This is a genomic window from Brachybacterium sp. YJGR34, from assembly GCF_003347015.1.
GTDB lineage: Bacteria > Actinomycetota > Actinomycetes > Actinomycetales > Dermabacteraceae > Brachybacterium.
In genome coordinates, this window is the sequence record NZ_PNFB01000001.1 from 240,697 (window position 1) to 258,689 (window position 17,993).

At 73.3% G+C, this 17,993-nt stretch carries 15 protein-coding genes; 8 read left to right on the plus strand and 7 right to left on the minus strand.

Annotated elements, in window-relative coordinates; all coding sequences use genetic code 11:
* The first annotated feature begins 69 nt into the window (after positions 1-69).
* Together CXH06_RS01025 and CXH06_RS01030 are read left to right on the plus strand one after the other, a co-directional pair.
* On the plus strand, positions 70-1,500 hold the full coding sequence (locus tag CXH06_RS01025) for an MFS transporter (protein ID WP_114853283.1): 1,431 nt from the start codon (positions 70-72) through the stop codon (positions 1,498-1,500).
* Between the two features lie 113 nt (positions 1,501-1,613).
* Positions 1,614-2,840 (plus strand): hypothetical protein, encoded by a 1,227-nt coding sequence (locus CXH06_RS01030; protein ID WP_114853284.1) that lies wholly within the window; start codon positions 1,614-1,616, stop codon positions 2,838-2,840.
* Here the strand turns inward: CXH06_RS01030 and CXH06_RS01035 are convergent.
* Both CXH06_RS01035 and CXH06_RS01040 read right to left on the minus strand, forming a co-directional pair.
* Entirely contained in the window at positions 2,815-3,669 is an 855-nt protein-coding gene (locus tag CXH06_RS01035) for a hypothetical protein (RefSeq protein ID WP_232820138.1), read from the minus strand. The genes CXH06_RS01030 and CXH06_RS01035 overlap by 26 nt on opposite strands.
* Complete coding sequence (locus tag CXH06_RS01040; protein WP_114853285.1) at positions 3,666-4,118, minus strand: hypothetical protein; 453 nt, start codon at positions 4,116-4,118, stop codon at positions 3,666-3,668. Before CXH06_RS01040 ends, CXH06_RS01035 begins: the two co-directional genes overlap by 4 nt.
* A gap of 338 nt (positions 4,119-4,456) precedes the next feature.
* Here CXH06_RS01040 and CXH06_RS01045 point away from each other — a divergent pair, with 338 nt between their 5' ends.
* From CXH06_RS01045 to CXH06_RS01060, 4 genes are all read left to right on the plus strand, one after another.
* A complete protein-coding gene (locus CXH06_RS01045) occupies positions 4,457-5,530 on the plus strand; it encodes a transglycosylase family protein (protein WP_114853286.1) in 1,074 nt (357 codons plus the stop codon).
* 204 nt (positions 5,531-5,734) lie between these two features.
* Positions 5,735-7,663, plus strand: coding sequence for a nucleoside-diphosphate sugar epimerase/dehydratase (locus CXH06_RS01050; RefSeq protein WP_114853287.1), 1,929 nt, complete (start codon positions 5,735-5,737; stop codon positions 7,661-7,663).
* Positions 7,664-7,666: 3 nt separating this feature from the next.
* Positions 7,667-8,848, plus strand: coding sequence for a DegT/DnrJ/EryC1/StrS aminotransferase family protein (locus CXH06_RS01055; RefSeq protein ID WP_114853288.1), 1,182 nt, complete (start codon positions 7,667-7,669; stop codon positions 8,846-8,848).
* Positions 8,845-9,462: a DUF6875 domain-containing protein gene (locus CXH06_RS01060; protein WP_157975542.1), complete on the plus strand. Its 618-nt coding sequence runs from the start codon at positions 8,845-8,847 to the stop codon at positions 9,460-9,462. Before CXH06_RS01055 ends, CXH06_RS01060 begins: the two co-directional genes overlap by 4 nt.
* An 8-nt stretch (positions 9,463-9,470) precedes the next feature.
* On the opposite strand, the gene CXH06_RS01065 is transcribed toward CXH06_RS01060, so the two are convergent.
* Positions 9,471-10,787: a hypothetical protein gene (locus CXH06_RS01065; RefSeq protein WP_157975543.1), complete on the minus strand. Its 1,317-nt coding sequence runs from the start codon at positions 10,785-10,787 to the stop codon at positions 9,471-9,473.
* On the minus strand, positions 10,784-12,100 hold the full coding sequence (locus CXH06_RS01070) for a hypothetical protein (RefSeq protein WP_114853291.1): 1,317 nt from the start codon (positions 12,098-12,100) through the stop codon (positions 10,784-10,786). The genes CXH06_RS01065 and CXH06_RS01070 overlap by 4 nt, the downstream gene beginning before the upstream one ends.
* A gap of 119 nt (positions 12,101-12,219) precedes the next feature.
* Between CXH06_RS01070 and CXH06_RS18740 the strand changes: the two genes are divergently transcribed.
* Both CXH06_RS18740 and CXH06_RS01080 read left to right on the plus strand, forming a co-directional pair.
* Positions 12,220-13,206, plus strand: coding sequence for a sugar transferase (locus CXH06_RS18740; protein ID WP_114853292.1), 987 nt, complete (start codon positions 12,220-12,222; stop codon positions 13,204-13,206).
* The gene (locus tag CXH06_RS01080; protein WP_114853293.1) at positions 13,203-14,243 is read left to right on the plus strand and encodes an ATP-grasp domain-containing protein; all 1,041 of its coding nucleotides are present in this window, start codon (positions 13,203-13,205) and stop codon (positions 14,241-14,243) included. The genes CXH06_RS18740 and CXH06_RS01080 overlap by 4 nt, the downstream gene beginning before the upstream one ends.
* Here the strand turns inward: CXH06_RS01080 and CXH06_RS01085 are convergent.
* From CXH06_RS01085 to CXH06_RS01095, 3 genes are read right to left on the minus strand one after another with little or no spacing between them, the layout of a single operon-like run.
* A complete protein-coding gene (locus tag CXH06_RS01085; RefSeq protein WP_114853294.1) occupies positions 14,224-15,429 on the minus strand; it encodes a hypothetical protein in 1,206 nt (401 codons plus the stop codon). The two genes, CXH06_RS01080 and CXH06_RS01085, sit on opposite strands and share 20 nt — an antisense overlap.
* Positions 15,426-16,625, minus strand: coding sequence for a glycosyltransferase family 4 protein (locus CXH06_RS01090; protein ID WP_114853295.1), 1,200 nt, complete (start codon positions 16,623-16,625; stop codon positions 15,426-15,428). The genes CXH06_RS01085 and CXH06_RS01090 overlap by 4 nt, the downstream gene beginning before the upstream one ends.
* Positions 16,622-17,962 (minus strand): O-antigen ligase, encoded by a 1,341-nt coding sequence (locus CXH06_RS01095; RefSeq protein ID WP_114853296.1) that lies wholly within the window; start codon positions 17,960-17,962, stop codon positions 16,622-16,624. Before CXH06_RS01095 ends, CXH06_RS01090 begins: the two co-directional genes overlap by 4 nt.
* Between the last annotated feature and the right edge of the window lie 31 nt (positions 17,963-17,993).

The following is a 17,993-nucleotide window of genomic DNA, read 5'->3' on the forward strand; positions in this document are numbered from 1 at the left end:
CGGCCCGGCGTGCCCACCGGCACACCGGCGCCGCGCCCGAACTCTGCAGTCCGTGCATATCCTGCTGAGGTGATCCCCGACCCCAGCGCGCCCGCCCCCCAGGTGCGGCGCCGACCCCTGCTCGCCGTCCTCCTCGCCCCGCTGTTCATGGCGCTCATCGCCGTGAGCGTGATCAACGTGGCGCTCACCGCCATCGGCGAGGGCCTCGAGGCGGACACCGGCTCCCTGCAGTGGGTGATCTCCGGCTACGCGCTCGCCTTCGGGATGCTGCTGGTGCCCGCAGGGCGGGCCGGAGATGCCACGGGGCGGCGCCGGATGCTGATCGTGGGCGTCGCCGTGTTCACGGCCGGCTCCCTGCTCAGCGGTCTCGCGCCGAGCGTGGAGGTGCTCAACGTGGCGCGGATCCTGCAGGGCATCGGCTCGGGGCTGCTGAATCCGCAGACCGTGGCGCTCATCCAGCAGCACTTCCGCGGCCAGGACCGCGCCCGCGCCTTCGCGCTGCTCGCCACCACCGTCGCCGTCGCCACCGCGATCGGGCCCGTGATCGGTGGCGCCCTGATCCAGATCCTGGGTCCGGACCAGGGCTGGCGCTGGATGTTCCTCATGAACGTCCCGATCGGCGTGGCCGCGATCGTCGGCGCGCTGAAGTACATCCCCGACGACCGGGCGCGCGGGCGCAGCCGGCCCGATCTGGACCCCGTGGGCACGCTCCTGCTGTGCCTGGCCATCCTCGGGATCATGCTGCCGTTCCTCGAGCGCGGCGCGAGCGCGCTGGTGTGGCTGTCCTTCCCCGCGGGCCTGCTGGTGCTCGGCGCGTGGTGGGCCTGGGAGCAGCGCTACAAGCGCCACGGCCGCCCGCCGATGGTGGACACCGCCATCTTCACCAACCAGGCGTTCCGCAACGGCATCCTCATCGTCTCGGTGTACTTCCTCGGGGCCACCAGCGTGTGGATCATCATCCCGCTGTTCCTGCAGATGCACCTGCACCACACGGCCTTCGAGGCCTCGCTGATGGGCCTGCCCTCCTCGGTCGCCGCCGCGATCACCTCCCAGGTCGCCGGCCGCTACGTGCTGACCATGGGGCGCCGTATGGTGATCATCGGCTTCGGGGTCTCCTTCGTGGGCCTCGGGGCCACGGGGGTGCTGGCCGGATTCGTGGAGACCGGGGCGGTGCCCTTCTGGCTGCTCGCGGTGCCCCTGACCCTGATGGGCATCAGCCAGGGCATGACGATCTCCCCGAACCAGACCCTCACCCTGAACTCCGTGGACCCCCGTTTCGGCGGGGTGGCCGGCGGCATCCTGCAGCTGGGCCAGCGCACCGGCGCGGCGATCGGCACGGCGATGATCCCGGGCATCATCTTCTCCCTCACCGAGGGCGGCCACGCCTGGTACGAGGCGTTCATCATCGCGATCACCATCATCATGGCGCTCACCCTGGTCGCGATGGGCGTGAGCGTCGCCGACCGCGCGCGGGAGCGGTCCGCGCCGGGCGCGCGCTGAGGGCGGGCGCCCGGCGCCTGCCGCTCCGAAGGGCTATGGCCCCCGTCGGCCGACGGCGGTAGCCTGGTTCCACGGGGCCGCGACGGCGCATCGCCCCTCGGTCCCGCGCCACCATGAGCCCGTCCCCGCGCAGCCAGGCCGCACGGACCCTCCCCCGGGGATGGTCCGCGGCGCAGCCCGGCACCGCCGAGCTGAGGGCGCCCCTGGCCGAGCCCCCGCCCGCCGCCGCCGGCCGATCGCGTGCCGCGCGGCCCGCGATCGCGCTCTTGGGGAGCCTCGCCCTGCTCCTGGCGCTGGTGACGATCCTGCCCCGGGTGCTCATGACCGGCGGCGGCCCCGAGCAGGCGGTGCGCGACTACCTCGACGCGCTCGTCGCCGGCGACGCGCAGGTGGTGCGCGCGCACCTCGAGGCGCGGGACCGGGCCAGCAGCGCCGCGATCACCGACGAGATCCTCGCCGGAGCCACCGAGCGGGTCATCGACTACCGCATCACCGCGGTGGAGCGCAGCGGCGACGCGGCCGTCGTCACCGCTCTGCTCGAGACCGGCACCGCCGCCCGGACCAGCACCTTCACCCTCACCGCGCGCTCGGCGGGCTCCTTCTCCCCGGTGACCTGGGAGCTCGATCCCGTCATCATGCCCCTGCAGGTGGTGCTCACCCCCACCGCCCCCGAGGAGCTGATCATCAACGGCGTGACCCTTCCGGTGGCGGACCTGGCCGGATTCGGCAGCGGCTACGGGCGCTCGGGGGTGCTCCTGCAGCTTCCCCCGGGCGCCTACGTGCTGTCCCTGCCGGAGGCGGACGCCCTGCGCACCCCGGTGCCGGCACGCCTCGAGGTCCCCCCGACGCTCGAGCACGGCCGCCACGTCGAGACCACGCTGTCCTACGACCTCAGCGCCTCCGGGCGGAAGGAGGTGATCGCGGACCTCGAGGCCCAGCTCGAGGAGTGCGCCCGCAGCACCTCGCCGCAGCCCGTCGGCTGCCCCTTCGGCGTGGTGGACGAGCAGGGGGCGGTGATCCGGGCGGGCGAGGGGACCTGGACGGTCACGCCGCCCGACACCTACCGGTTCACCCCCTGGGTGGCCGATGCGTGGTCCGTCGCCGGCGAGGACGGTCGCGCCGTGTTCACCCCGAAGTCCGCCTCCGCGGGGGAGGAGGTCGAGGCCCGGATCGTCACCTTCCCGATCGGGGCCGTCAGCCGGCCGGACGGCGGCGGCGCGCTGCGGACCGAGCTGCTGCACGTGGGCCGCGGCGCGGGCAGCGGCTGCCACGGCACGGTGATCGAGGTCGAGGACCCGCAGTCCGACGGCACGATCAGCGTCTGCGAGATCGCCCGCTGACCCGGCGGCGCAGGGCCACCGGGAGCCTCTCGAGCGGCAGGAACGCCGCCCAGCACACGACCGTGGGCAGGAAGTGGATGCCCAGCAGCACGAGGGTCGCCAGGTGGAAGCCGAGGTACAGGGCGACCGCGACGTACAGCGCCCGGCCCCGCAGCAGCAGCACCACGGGCGAGAGCAGCTCGAGAGCCAGGCCCGCCCATTGCGCCGGCACGAAGATCCAGGGCATCGTCTCGACCAGCCAATGCGCCACCACGCTGCCGCGACGGATCGACGCCCAGGTGAGGATCGCGCTGTTCCCCCAGGCCGCGAGCGAGCCCGAGTAGAGGATCTTGGGGATCACGGAGAAGAAGTAGGTGCAGACCACCGCGATCTGGATCGCCCGCAGCGCCCATCCGGCCGCCTCGCTGGATGCGTCCGGACCGTCGCCGCGGCCGTCGGTGCGGGGGAGGGGGACCGTCGGCAGCACCGCGACCGCGACCATCAGCGCCAGGTGGTCGTGGGCGACGTAGCCGTAGGAGTTGCTGTAGAGCATCCAGAGCGTGAAGGCGACCGCGACCACCGCGCCGGCGGCGCGCGGCCGGCGTCCCGCGAGGGCGACGGCGCAGCCGCCGAGGATCAGCGCCAGCAGCGTGTACGCCACCAGCGGGGTCACCGCCGGCAGGTGCAGCCACCGTGCGAACAGCACCGGGGCGTAGTACCCGGGATTGCGGGCATGGGAGAGGACGTCGGAGGACAGCGTCAGCACGTCCAGGGCGACCATCGCGTACACGATCACCCGCATCACCTGCACCCGGGCGAGCGGGAGGGCCGGGAAGAGGAGCGCCCTCACGGCGCGCTCCAGCGGACGACCACCACGAACTCCTCCTCGCCGGTCGCGGTGCCGTCCTCGAGCGAGGTGATGCGCTGGCACAGGACGAGCTCGGTGAGCGGCTCCTGTCCGGCGTGGCGGCGGTCGTACTCGGCGGCGAGCGGGGCGAGCAGCTCCGGGTCCTCGCGGATCTGCTCGAGGGTGTTCTCCACCTCGGCCCGGCCGATGCCCACGCTGCGCGAGCCGAAGGGAATGTCGAACCACTCGCCGGTCCCGCGCCGGCCCTGCAGGCAGGTGTTGACCACCTCGCCGGCCGGATCGGTGCCCTTGGAGAACTGGTCGAGCACGCCGAGCGGGAAGAGGTCGTTGGAGCGCGTCAGGGCACCGGTCAGCAGAACCCCCAGGCAGAGCAGCACCGCGAGCGTCCGCCAGAGGACGGGGAGGGCGCCGAGGCGACGGGGGGTGGGCACCTGGGAAGGATAGCGTCGGCACCGGCGACCTCCGGGCCGCGGCGCGGGAGAGGATTGTCCTCAGTAGTTCCGCGGATGTCATTCATGGGCTCACCGTTTCCGGTAAAGATTCCCCCAAATCGCGGGTCCGAACTGGTATTGCGACCTGGCCCGCACGGCGCAGGCACGGCACGGTGGAACCGTGACCTGCGCAGGCGCGCAGGTCATCGTCCTGTTCCGAGGCGCCGGGCCCGACCGCCGGCGCATCGTCCTCCTCCGCTCGTCCCGGGCCTGCCCGTGCACGTCCCCCGTGCGCACCGTGCTCGTCGATGTCCGTCCCTTCCTCCAGGAGTTCCCCGATGTCTGCATCCCGTCGAACCCCCACCCACCGTGCCGAGGGCACGGCCACCTACTTCCGCGGTGCCCGCATGGCCCCCAAGATGGCCGCTGCGACCGGCGGTGCCGCGCTCGCCGCGGGCCTCAGCGTCGCCGGCGGCGGCGTCGCGAGCGCCGAGGGCACCGTGTGGGACCGGGTCGCGCAGTGCGAGTCCGGCGGCAACTGGTCGATCAACACCGGCAACGGCTACTACGGCGGCCTGCAGTTCTCGCGCTCCACCTGGGCGGCCTTCGGCGGCACCTCCTACGCCTCCACCGCGGACAAGGCCTCCAAGTCCGAGCAGATCGCCGTCGCGAAGCGCACCCTGGCCCAGCAGGGCCCCGGCGCCTGGCCCACGTGCGGGAAGCGTGCGGGCCTCACCCGGGACAACGGCGGTGCGGACAGCAGCGCCCAGCCCGGAGGCTCCACCGCGGGCGGCGCGGCCTCGCGCGACGACGATCGCACCAGCGCCCCCTCGAGCCTCGTGGTCGACGGCAAGTTCGGCCCCAAGACCGCCGCCTCCCTCCAGCGCTGGGTGGGCGTGAGCGAGGACGGCTCGCTGTCCACGAGCGACATCAAGGCCCTGCAGACGAAGGTCGGCGCCGTGGCCGACGGCAAGATCGGCGCGGAGACCACCGGCAAGCTGCGTCAGGCCATCGGGCTGAGCAGCAACGGCACCTGGGACTTCCGCAGCAGCTACTCGACGGTCAAGGCGCTGCAGCAGTTCCTCAACAGCGGCGCCCCGGCCGCCCCGGCCCCGGGTGCGAGCTCCTCGGGCTCCTCGAGCTCCGCCGCCCTGGTGGTCGACGGCAAGTTCGGCCCCAAGACCACCCGCGCCCTCCAGGCCTGGGTGGGGGTGAACCAGGACGGCTCGCTGTCCACGAGCGACATCAAGGCCCTGCAGGCCAAGGTCGGCGCCGAGACCGACGGCAAGATCGGTGCGGAGACCACCGGCAAGCTGCGCGAGGCCATCGGGCTCAGCAGCAACGGCACCTGGGACTTCCGCACCTCCTACGGCACGGTCAAGGCGCTCCAGGAGCACCTCAACGCCCGCTGACCCACCGCTTCTCCGCAGCACTCCACGACGCGTCGGCCCTTCGGGGCCGGCGCGTCGTCGCGTGTGGGCGCCGCCCCGGCGACACGGCACTCTTTCTAAGCGGGCATATCGTGTGTATAGTCCCAAAGCGTACAGAACGTGCAAAACGGACATACAGGACGCAAGGCCCGGTCGTCGGGCCGCGCGGCGCCGGGGAAGGACGCCATGACCATCTTCTCGCTGCGGGACTCCTCCCGCGCGGCGAGGCCGGCACCTCCGGCCCAGGCCCCGTCCCCGCCCGCCGCGCCCCGACGGGAGCTGCAGCCGGTGACGCTGCCCTTCGCCCTGTTCGACGCGCTGCTGTGGTGCTTCGGCCTGTGGATCGCCTCCGGGCTGCGCCTGGAGACCCCGGCGCTCACCGCAGGCCGCACCCTCGAGGCCGGCGGCACCCCGATCCTCGGCCTGCTGCTCTGCGCCGCCATCGCCGCCGGGGTCCATGTCCTCGTCGCGCGGCTGTTCGGGCTCCACCAGGGCCGCCATCTGGTGGGCAGCTTCGACGAGCTGCTGCCGCTCGCGCTCGTCGTGGGAGCCACCGCCCTGGTCCTCACCGCGCTGGGCGCCGTGGCGGGGGAGCGGATGCTCCCGCTCACCGCGCCGCTCATCGCCGCCCCCGTGGTGCTGGTCCTCGCCGGCATGCTCCGGTACGCGGTGCGCCGGGCGGCGACCCGCGCGGTGCCGGACCCCCGTTCCGCGTGCACGGCCCGGGCGCTGATCGTCGGCGCCGGCGAGGTGGGCCGCTCCCTCGCGGACTCCATGCGCCACGACCCGAGCTCGCGCTGGGAGCCGGCGGCCTTCCTCGACGACGACCCGCGCAAGCGGAACCTCCGCCACGCCGGCGCCCCCGTGCTGGGCGCCACGGGCGACATGCGGGCCGCCGCGATCGCCTCCCGCGCCGACGTCGTCGTGATCGCCACGACGGTCATCAGCGCCGAGGCCCTGAGCGCCCTGACCGCCCGTGCCGGGGAGATCGGGCTGCCGGTGAGGATCGTCCCGGCCCTCCCCGAGATGCTCGACGGGGATCGCCGCACCATCCATGACCTGCGCGAGATCCAGCCGCAGGACCTGCTGGGCCGGCGGGCCGTCGCCACCGACCTCAGCACCATCTCCGCGATGTTGGCCGGGAGGACTGTCCTGGTGACCGGGGCGGGAGGGTCCATCGGCGCCGAGCTGTGCCGGCAGATCTCGACCTTCGCGCCGCGGGAGCTGGTGATGCTGGACCGCGACGAATCGGCTCTGCACGCGCTGCTGCTGAGCATGGGCGGCACCGCTGATCTGGGCCGCGAGAACATGGAGCTCGCGGACATCCGCGACGCCGAGCGGCTCGAGGCGGTCTTCGCCGCCCACCGCCCCGAGGTGGTCTTCCACGCCGCCGCGCTCAAGCACGTCAACATGCTCGAGAGATCCCCGGACGAGGCCTACAAGACCAACGTGCTGGGCACGCACAACGTGCTCGCCGCGGCCCGGCGCCACGGCGTGGAGCGCTTCGTGAACATCTCGACCGACAAGGCCGCCGATCCCCACAACGTGCTGGGCCTGAGCAAGCGGATCGCCGAGGGGCTCACGGCCCGGACGGCGCTGACCGCCCCGGGCGGCTCCTGGGTCAGCGTGCGCTTCGGCAACGTGCTCGCCACGCGCGGCTCGGTGCTGCACACCTTCATCGCGCAGATCGAGCGCGGCGGCCCGGTCACCGTCACCGACCCCGAGGTCACGCGGTACTTCATGACCGTCTCGGAGGCCGTGCAGCTGGTGCTGCAGGCCGCGGTCGTGGGCCGCAGCGGCACGGCGATGGTGCTGGACATGGGGGAGCCCGTGCCCATCGCCCAGCTGGCCCGGCAGCTCATCGAGGCCTCGGGCCGCACGGTCGAGATCGTCTACACGGGGCTGCGGCCCGGCGAGAAGCTCCACGAGGTGCTCTTCGCCCCCGGCGAGGACAGCGCCGCCACGGGGCATCCGCTGATCTCCGGGGTCCCGGTGGCGCCGGTGGACCTCCGGGACGTCCCGGCGCCCGTCGCGCCTCGCCGCGCCTCGGAGTACCTGACGGCGATGTCCCGCGTCTGCGACGCGATGGACCTCCCCGTGGCCGTGGGGCTCTGAGCCATGGCATCGATCCTCCTGTCCGGACCCGACGTGACCGCGCTCGAGCGCTCGGCGATCTCCGAGGCCTTCGACTCCGGCTGGATCGCGCCTCTCGGCCCTGCCGTGGACGCCTTCGAGCAGGAGATGGCCGCGCGCCTGGGCCGGCGGCGCGCGGTCGCCCTCAGCTCGGGGACCGCGGCGCTCCACCTGGGCCTGCTGGCCTGGGGCGTCGGTCCCGGGGACGTCGTCCCCACCGCGACCATGACCTTCGCGGCGACCGCCAATGCGATCACCTACACCGGGGCCACCCCGTACTTCGTCGACGTCGACCCGGCCACCGGCCAGATGGACCCGGCGCTGCTCGAGGAGGTCCTCCTCGAGCTCGCGGACGCGGGCCGCTCCGTCCCGGCGATCGTGCCCGTGGACCTGCTGGGGCGCTGCTCCGACCACGGACGCCTGCGGGAGCTCGCCCGCCACGCCGGGGCCCGTGTGCTCGTCGATTCCGCCGAGTCGCTCGGCGCGCACCATCGCGGCGTCCCGGCCGGGAAGCTGGGCGACGCCGCGATCCTCTCCTTCAACGGCAACAAGGTGATGACGACCTCCGGGGGCGGCATGTACCTGACCGACGACGAGGCCGCCGCGGACCGCGTGCGCTTCCTCGCCACCCAGGCCCGCGAGAGCGTCGCCCACTACGAGCATCGCGAGGTCGGGTACAACTACCGGCTCTCGAACCTGCTGGCGGCCGTCGGCCGGGCGCAGCTCTCGCGGCTGGACGGGATGCTCGAGCGGCGCCGTGCGCGCCGCACCGCCTACGCCGCGATCGTGGCGCCCGTGCCGGGGATCGAGGTGTTCCAGCGCGCCGGGGACGAGCAGGACAACTGCTGGCTCACGGCCGTCGTCGTCGACGCGCCCATGGCGGGCTTCACCGCCGCGGAGCTCGGCGCCGCCCTGACCGGCGCCGGCATCGAGTGCCGGCCGCTGTGGAAGCCGATGCATCTCCAGCCCGCCTTCTCCGGCGTCCCGGCACGCGTCACGGGCGCGGCCGAGCAGCTCTTCGCGACCGGTCTCGCGCTGCCCAGCGGCTCGGTGCTGACCGCGGAGGAGTGCGCTCGGGTGGATGCGACGCTGGCCGATGCGCTCGAGCGCCTCGGCGGCAGGGGCGCGGGCGCGGGTCCCGTCCCCTCACGACGGGATCAGCGATGAGCGGGGCGTGCCCGGTGCAGATCGCCCGCGCCTGGATCGAGGACTATCTGACGCGGGAGCATCCGAGCATGCCGCGACCGGGAGCCGTCTGCCCCTTCGTGCGACCCGCTCTGGCCGCGGACGCGATCGAGGTGCGCGCCGTGCCCGTCGTCGGCACCGATCCGGTGGCGGAGGTGCTCGAGGTGGCGCGGCAGGGACTGGCCGACTTCGCCGCGAGCACCACCACCTCGCGGGCGGACTCCCTGCGTGCGCTGGTCCTCGTCATCCCCTCGGCGACGGGCCGGGTCATCGACGATGCGCACGCGCTGGTGAAGTCCGAGGCGGTGGACGCGGGCCTGATGATCGGCCAGTTCCACGAGATGTGCGAGGAGGCCTCGGCGCGCAACGAGGGATTCCCGGTCAACCGTTCGCCGGTGCCGCTGCTGGCCATCCGGCGGATGACCGTCCACGACATCCTCTTCCTCCACGGAGACGACACCTGGTTCCGTGCCTACGCGGAGCGCTTCGGGCACCTCTACGAGTGCCGCCGCCGGATCGATCCCGCGTTCCGGGAGCTGTACGCCGCCGCCATCGCACGCCGGCACCCCGTCGTGCCGCTCGGCGCCGGCTCCTGAGGGCGTCCTCAGCGGCCGGGAGCGCGCAGCAGGGCGTCCGGGTCGGGGATCTCATTGAGGAAGAAGCGAGCCTTCCCCGACTGGGAGAGGGGCACCTCGGGGACGAACTCGACCTGGCAACGGCGGATGTCTCCGATCTCCTCGGCGAGGAGGCGCCGGACAGAGGCTTCGATCTCTGCCGTGGGCTGCGCGTTGAGCACCCAGGTGAACTCGCCGATCGCGTGCTGGCGCAGCTGGAACTGCCGGATGCCCTCGAGGCGGTCCACCTGCATGAACAGGCGGTAGCACGAGGCGCGCACCGGCGCCTCGGGAGTTCCGCCCAGGGGGATGTCGCTGCGCCGGCCCACGAGCTCGGCCAGCACGTTCGGCACGGCGCTCCCGGACGCGTCCCGCGCCAGGCGCCCGAGGTCGCCGGTGTCGTAGCGGAGGAAGGGCATGGCGCGGTTGTGCAGGTCCGTGACCACGATCCGGCCCACGGCGCCGGGGGCGGCGGGCGCATCGGAGTCCGTCTCCAGGATCTCCACGTGATAGGTGCTGGTGTCCAGGTGATAGTGCTCGTCGGCGCCGCGAGCCAGGCCCATGATCCCCAGCTCCATGCTCGAGTAGCGCCGCGAGAGGGGGACCCCGGTGGCGCGCGGAGCTCGGTGCAGGAGGTAGCGGGACGCGGGCTCCCCGACGCCGAGCACCGCGCCGACAGACCCGTCGGGAATCTCGATCTCCTCCTCCTCGAGGGCGCGCAGGAGGATCTCGACGAACGAGGAGAGGCCGACGACGAGCGCGCCGCGCGCGCGGGAGAGGCGACGGACCAGCCGGCGCAGCGTCGCCTCCTCCCGCTCTCCGGCATAGAGGATCTGGCCGCGCAGGGAGGAGGAGAGCCTCTGGCTCCGGGTGGCGTGGATCCAGGGGCGGCAGTGGACGACCGGCCCGAACGGATCGATGCCGAGGTGGCGGTACCCACCCACCAGCTGCGACCGGTGCCGTGCCAGGCGATCGGGATCGAGGTAGGAGGTGAAGGGGATTCCCGAGCTCCCCGAGGACATCCGGGACGGAAGGCGGCCGGGACGGGCGCCGGTGGCGAGGAAGTCCTCGGGGCTGCGGACCATCATCGTCTTGTCCACGACGGGCAGCTCGAGCAGCGGCCGGTTCCCGAGGCGACGATAGAAGGGGACGGTGGCCGCGGCGCCGTCGATGATGCCCTCGATCCGGGCGGGTTCGGCGGACGCTCGGGAGGCGGCGAAAGCTCCCCGCACCTCGGCGGAGGTCGTCTCGGAGACGCCATGGGGCATGGCGCGGGCGGCGAGTCGTCGAGCGGTGCTGAGAGTCATGACCGGTCGGCCGTCGCCAGCAGCTGCTCCACATCCGGCATCTCGTTGACGAAGGTCTGCCGCTTGCCGGCACCGGAGTGGAGCTCCCCGTCGGTGTACACGACGTCGCAGCGGACGATGTCGCCGATCTCCTCGTCGAGGATCCTGCGCAGGCGGGCTTCGAGGCCGTTGGATCGGGGTGCGGTGAGGATCCAGCTGAACTCCCCGAGAGCGTGCTGACGCAGCTGGAACTGGGTGATCTCACGGATCTGCTCGACCGGCTCGAGGATCGTGAAATGCGTGGCCCGACGGGGGGATGCCGCGGTGCCGGCGAGCGGGAAGTCCCGGACCCTGCCGGCGAGCTCGCCGAGGGTCCCGGGCAGGACCCGGCCCGCCCCGTCGAGCGCGAAGCGGCCGAGGTCGCCCGTGTCGTAGCGCAGGAACGGCATCGCGCGGTTGTGCAGGTCGGTCACCACGATCCGTCCGAGCGCGCCGGGCGCCGCCGGCCGATCGGCATCCTGATCGAGGATCTCGATGTGGAAGGCGCTGGTGTTGAGGGAGTACGTCGTCGAGCCGGCGCGCGTGAAGCCCAGCAGGCCGTTCTCGGTGTTCGAGTAGCGCATGCTCAGATCGACCCCGAGCTGGCGGCGGCTCGCCGTCCGGAGGGCCTCGGTGGCGGGTTCTCCCACGCCGAGGACCACCGAGACGGTGCCGACGGGAACGGTGATGCCGAGGTCATCGAATCGCGCCAGCAGCGTCTCCAGGTAGGAGCACAGGCCGATGAGGACGGTTCCGCGGCGACGGCGCAGCCAGGCCGCCGTGCGGCGGATGGTGGGCTCGTCGACCGCGGCGGCGTAGAGGCGCTGCCCGCGCAGGGCATGAGCGGCGCGGTCGCGGCGGGTGACCTGGAACCACTCCCGGCAGTGCAGGTAGGTGCCGAAGGGGTCGGCGCCCAGGTAGCGGTAGGCGCCGACGAGCTCTGCGCGATGACGGGAGATCCGGCGCCGGTCGAAGGTGGAGCGGAAGACGATCCCGGAGGTCCCCGAGGAGAGCCGAGAGGGGAGACGGTCCACGTCGGCGCCGTCGGCCAGGAAGTCGGCGAGGGACCGGACCATCATCGGCTTCGAGACCACGGGCAGGTCCTCGTGCTCGAGAGGGCCGCGGCGGCGGTAGAAGGGGACGGTGCGCGCCGCGTGCTCGACGATCCGCTCGAGATCCCGGGGGGAGGCCGGATCGGAGGCGGACTCCAGTGACCGCTGGACATCGGCGGCGAGGCGCAGAGAGGCCCCGTCGGGCAGGGTGCGGGCGGCGATGCTGCGGAGGGTCGAGAGCATGGCGGGTCACTCGTCTCGTCGTCGGGGCGGTTGGGATGTACTATATGTCCGAAATGACCGCATGTCGCGACTCGGGGTCACCGAGATCGCGCGGACGGTCCGGGGCGAAGGGGTGGAGCATGGTGCGGAGGCACGCGGGGGCCCGGCAGGGCTACCTGATCGTCAAGCGGATCGGTGACGTCGTGGTCACCGGGGCCGCGCTCGTCCTGCTCTCCCCGGTGCTGCTCGCGACCGCCCTGGTGGTGCGCGTCGGCCTGGGCAGCCCGGTGCTCTTCCGCCAGGAGCGGCCGGGGCGGGGCGGGGAGACCTTCGTCCTGCTCAAGTTCCGCACCCTGCGTGACGTGGATCCGGCGCGCGGGCTGGTCAGCGACGAGCAGCGGATCACGCCGCTCGGAGCCCGGCTGCGTGCCAGCAGCCTCGACGAGCTCCCCAGCCTCCTCAACGTGCTCCGTGGGGAGATGAGCCTGGTCGGCCCACGGCCGCTGCGCACGCGCTATCTCGAGCGCTACTCGGCGGAGCAGGCCCGTCGCCACGACGTGCGACCGGGCCTGACGGGAGCGGCGCAGGTGGCGGGGCGCAATGCCCTCTCGTGGGACGACCGCTTCGCGCTGGACCTCGAGTACGTGCGCACCTGCGGCGTCGCGACGGACCTGAGGATCCTGCTGGCCACCGTGCCGAAGGTCCTGGGGCGGGAGGGGATCGCCGAGGAGGGGCGGGTCACGATGAGCGACTTCTTCGGTCCACGGCGGATCGGCGGGGACGTGATCCGGGAGGCGGGCGGGGGCCCCGAGGGCGCCGCCTGGTGGGTCGTCGGTCGAGAGGGAGGCGAGCTCCGCGCCCGAGCCCACCTCGCGCTGGACGGCGAGGGAGTCGCCGGGATCGACCTCGAGGTCGAGGCGGGGGTCGAGGAGCCGGCGCGGGTACGGGCACGCGGTGTCGAGATGCTGCTCGGGATCGCGCGGGAGCAGGGCGCCCGCCGTGTCCGCCTCCCGTCCCGGCCCGGTGACGAGGTGCTCGCGGCGCGCCTCGGCCTCCGTCGCGAGCCGGTGCCGGCCGGTGGCCCCGGGAGCGTCCTCGTGCGCGACCTGCCGGAGGTCCGCGGATGACCGACGCGGCGACCATCGTGATCGGCTCCGCGGGCCGGCGTCTGTATCTCGTCGACTGGTTCCGCGACGCGCTCGCCGCGCTCGGCCTCGAGGGACGGATCGTGGTCACCGAGAACGACCCCACCAGCGCCGCCGCGTCCTACGGCGATCTCGCGCGTGCGATGCCGCGGTACGGCGACCCCGCCTACGGCGAGGCGCTGATCGCCCTGGTCGAGGAGCTGAGGCCGTGTCTGTTCCTCACGGTCAACGACTACGAGCTGACCCACCTCCACGTCGAGACCGATCTGGCGGAGCAGCTGCGGGCGCGGGGCGTCCTGGTCCCCGGCGTCTCGCGGGCCTGGCAGCACGGGTGCGCCGACAAGCTCCGGATGGCCCGCCTGCTGGACTCGCTCGGCGTGCCCACGCCTGCCACGGTCCTCGGCGACGACGCCGAGGGGATCGCTGCACTGGCCGGATGCGCCGAAGAGCTCGTCGTCAAGCACCGCCTCGGCAGCGGATCCTCGGGACTGGCGATCGTCGCCCCGGAGGCCGCCGTCGCTGCTGTCGCGGCAGCCGCCGAGAGCGCGCCGGGACGCCGGAGCGGAGCACCGACGCGCCGGGACGTGGTGGTCCAGCCGCGCCTGCCCGGCATCGAGCACGGCGTGGACATCGTCGGCGACCTCGTGCGGCCCGGGCGCTTGAGCGCCGTCCTCGCCCGGCGCAAGGTACGGATGCGCGCCGGCGAGACCGACCAGGCCGTCACGGTCGACGCCTCGCCGTTCCGGCACAGCGCCCAGCTCATCGCCGACGCCGCGGAGCTCACCGGTCTGATCGATGTCGACATGTTCCTCGACGAGCACGGGGAGGCCTCCGTCCTCGACATCAATCCCCGGTTCGGCGGCGGGTACCCGTTCGCGCACCTCGCCGGCGCCGATGTCCCGCGGTTCTACGTGGCGCGGGCCCTCGGGATCGAGATCGCCGAGGACTGGGGCGACTACGCCACCGGAGTCACCGCGGCCAAGTACGAGAGCGTGCGGGTCACCGCGCGGGGGTCGTGAGGCGCGAGGGCGTCGCCGTCACCGGCGCAGCGGTCGCGTCGGCGCCGCTCCGGGTGACCCACAGCAGCGCCGCGAGCGCCTCCGCGACCGCTGCGGACCAGATCACCGCGCCCGGCCCGAGGACGAGCACCCCGGAGGCGGTGACCCCGAGCACCACGGCGGTGTTCGCGATCCGTCGGCCGAGGAGCCGCCGTCCGCTGAGGCTCCCGCGCCCGACGAACTGCAGGAAGGACGAGACCGCCATGGTGGACAGCCAGGCGCCGACGGCGACGGCATGCGGGGAGAGGGCCTCCACGATCGTCCCGTCCACCATCGGTGTCCAGGCGGTGAGGAGTCGGAGTCCCGTCGCCACCGCCGCGCCGGCGAGCAGTCCGATCGCCCCGATCGCGAGCACCTGTCGCACGCCGCCACCGATCGCGCCGCTGATGATGCGCGAGCGGAGCACCTCGACGGCGAGACGGACCGGGTAGGTCAGCGAGGAGGCCGCGCGGTGCAGGGCGAGCGGCAGCGCGCCGCTGACCGCGCCCACGAGGAACGGCGTGCCCACGGTCTCGAGCGTCTTGATGGCCGCCTCCGCCGAGAGCAGGCCGATGTCGCGGCGGTGGTCGCGGAACCAGGCGGCCGCGGCGCGCGGGCTCACGACCACGCCGATCCCTGCGGCGAGCGCCGCGCACAGGGCGCCGAGGCTCCAGCTCATCAGGGCTGCCGAGGTGGTGAAGCCACCCGTGGCCAGGAAGGCGGCGGCTGCTGAGCCGGCGACCGCCGCCCCCAGCAGCTCCGACACCCCGGCCCGCCGGATCCGGCCGGAGGCGACCAGGCGATAGGTGAGCCCCGAGCGATACATGGCCAGGGTCGTGGCAGCTCCCCCGGTGAGCCCGAGGAGCGCGTGGCCGGAGATCGCCAGGACGAGGAGGCCGACCACCGTCCCGCCACCGAGGGCCAGGGCCGTGAGCGCCGCCTGGAAGGAGTGGAGGTGCTCGCCGGGGACCTCGGAGCGGCGCAGCATCCGCGCCCAGACGTCGCACACGGTCGCGTACTGGAGCGCGAGGAGCGCGGCGAAAGCCAGGTAGACGACCGCATAGACCGCGTAGTCGCGCACCGGGAGCGCGACCATGGGGATCACCTGGATGGCGAGGGTCGAGGCGATCTGGCCGACGGCGACCCAGAGGTACTCCGTGGATCTCATGAGGCCCTCGCCACGCCCGGATCCGGCAGAGAGACGGCGGGGAGATCGATGCCCCGCTGTGCGGCGGCGTCCTGGTAGAAGGCGAGGTGGAGAGCGCGGACGACGGATCGGTCGAACTCCCGTAGCGCCCTCTGACGCCCGGCCTCGCCCATCGCGGCCAGGCGCAGCGGATCGGAGAGCAGCTCGATGAGGCCGTTCGCGAGCGCCCGGTCGTCGTGAAGAGGGACGAGCGCCCCGGTGACCCCGTCCACCACGGCGTCGCGCACGCCGGGGACGTCGCTGCCCACGACCGGCACCCGCATCGCCGATCCCTCGAGGAGCGTCTGGGGGAAGCCCTCGCGCGCCGAGGGCAGGACCAGCACCGAGAAGGCGGCGTAGCAGGCGCGGATGTCGCCGCGGAAGCCCAGGAGGTGGACCCGGGGGTCCTGCTCGAGCTGGGACATGGCCCCGGGGTCCACCGGATCGTTCTCCTCGGTGGAGCCGACCAGGACCAGGTGCGCGTCCGGGCGGGCGGTGCGGACCCGGGCCCAGGCGCGCGCCAGGTCGGCGACTCCCTTGTCCGCGGCGAGCCGGCCCACGAAGCCGATGACGGGAGCGCCGGGCGCGATGCCCAGCTCGGCGCGCAGGGCGCGGCCCTTCTCGCCGAAGGCCGCGGGATCGAAGGCCTCCAGGTCCACGCCGTTGATCGTGCCCGAGCCCAGCACCGCGCCCTTCCCGCGGGCGATGACGTGCTCCTCCTCGGCCAGGGCCAGCACCGAGGGGCTCACGCACAGCACGCGGTGCGCGCTCGCCGTCGAGACCCGCTCCGTGAGCTTGAGGATCCGGCGCTGAAGGCCGTGCGTGGTGAGGAAGCGCAGGCCGTGGATCTGATAGATGCACAGCGGCACCCCGGCGAGGCGGCCGGCGAGCGTGACCAGAAGGCCCGCCTTCGGCGTGTGGGCGTGGAGGATGTCCGGGCGCTCCCGGCGCAGGATCGTGACCAGGCGCCGCAGCGTGGCGAGGTCGGCCCTCACGGAGAAGCCCCGGTGCATCGGCACCGCGATCGCCCGGACCTCCTCCGTGGCCGCGAAGCGCTCGAGCTCCTCGCCGGGGGAGGAGAGCACCACCACCTCGATGCCGTGCGCCGCGAGATGGGCGGGCTGGGTGCGCAGGAAGTTCAGGGTCGACGGGACGGTGGTGGCATGCAGGAGCTTCATGACGGGCCTCCTCGGCGCGTGGTGGACAGCAGATGGGCGGCGGCCGTCATCCCCAGGAGGATCCAGAGCAGACGCGAGTTGTTCAGCGACAGGCCCATCGAGCCCACCAGCATCACGAGCAGGGCCGTCGAGGCGGCGGCCCACAGGGGGCGCAGCGCAGGGTTCTCGGGACGGCGCATCGTCACCCGCGCGGTCCAGACGAGGAACACGAGGGCGAGCGGGAGCCCCCACTCCGCCATCACCTGCAGATACGTGTTGTGCGCGAGCACGGGCACCCCCGTGATCTCCACGGCGACGTCGAGGTACGTGCCCACCCCCACGCCGAGGATCGGGGAGAACCAGATCAGGGAGAGCGCCGTGGCCCAGGCGCTCTCCCGCTCCGAGCCGCTGCCGGCGATCGCCGTGTCGAAGCTCGTCAGCAGCGTCGAGGTCCGCTCGAGGGCCGGGAAGCGGGCCACGAGCTCGGACAGGGTGCCGCCGACCCCCGTCGCCGGCGCGATCAGCAGGACCAGGGCGGAGAGAGCCAGGACGCAGGTCACCGCCAGCAGGTGACGCCCGCGCGAGGACTCCTCCTCGCCGTGGGGAGAGCGCAGGCCGAACCCGCGCCAGATCACGAGCAGCAGCAGGGCGATCGCCCCGGTCTTGGAGGCTGAGAGCAGGATGCCGATGATCAGGAGGGTGGAGGCGGCGATCCGCAGCGGAGGGCGGGCCCCTCGGTCGTACCACAGCGCCGCGAGCGCGGCGACGGAGAGGACGGCGAAGTTGTTCGGATCGTTCGTCAGCCCCTGGAAGCGGAAGCCGCCCAGGAACAGCGTCCCGGCGCCGTGCAGTGCCGGGACCACGATCGAGAGCGCGCCGATCGCGCTGACCACCACCGCGCCGGCGACAAAGGCCCGCAGCAGCAGCTCGGCACGGCCCAGGCGCACCACCTGCACCCCGAGCAGGAAGCAGAGGAAGGAGACCACCAGCTTGGCGTACTCCTGTCCCGTCCCGGCCACGGGGAGGGGGACGGACGTCCAGGTGGGCACGAGCAGCGTGGTCACGGCCAGCAGCTGCACGGACAGCAGCAGGAAGAACACCAGCGCGCCGACGGGGATCCACAGCCGTCCCCGCACCAGCAGGACGATGATGAGCACCGCCACCACCGGGTCCGCGAGGGAGAGGTTCAGCCCCAGGATCACGCTGGAGTGGTTCAGGGCCAGGCCCAGCAGCACCAGCAGCACCAGCGTCAGGAGCTCCGGCAGCTCGATCACGGGGACGGGGCGCCCGGCCGAGAGCTGATACGTGCCCTGCGGCCGGAGGGCCGCGGCCCGCGGGGCGGGGGGCGCTGCACTCATGGAGGTCTCCGTTCGTGGTCCGGGCCCCGGA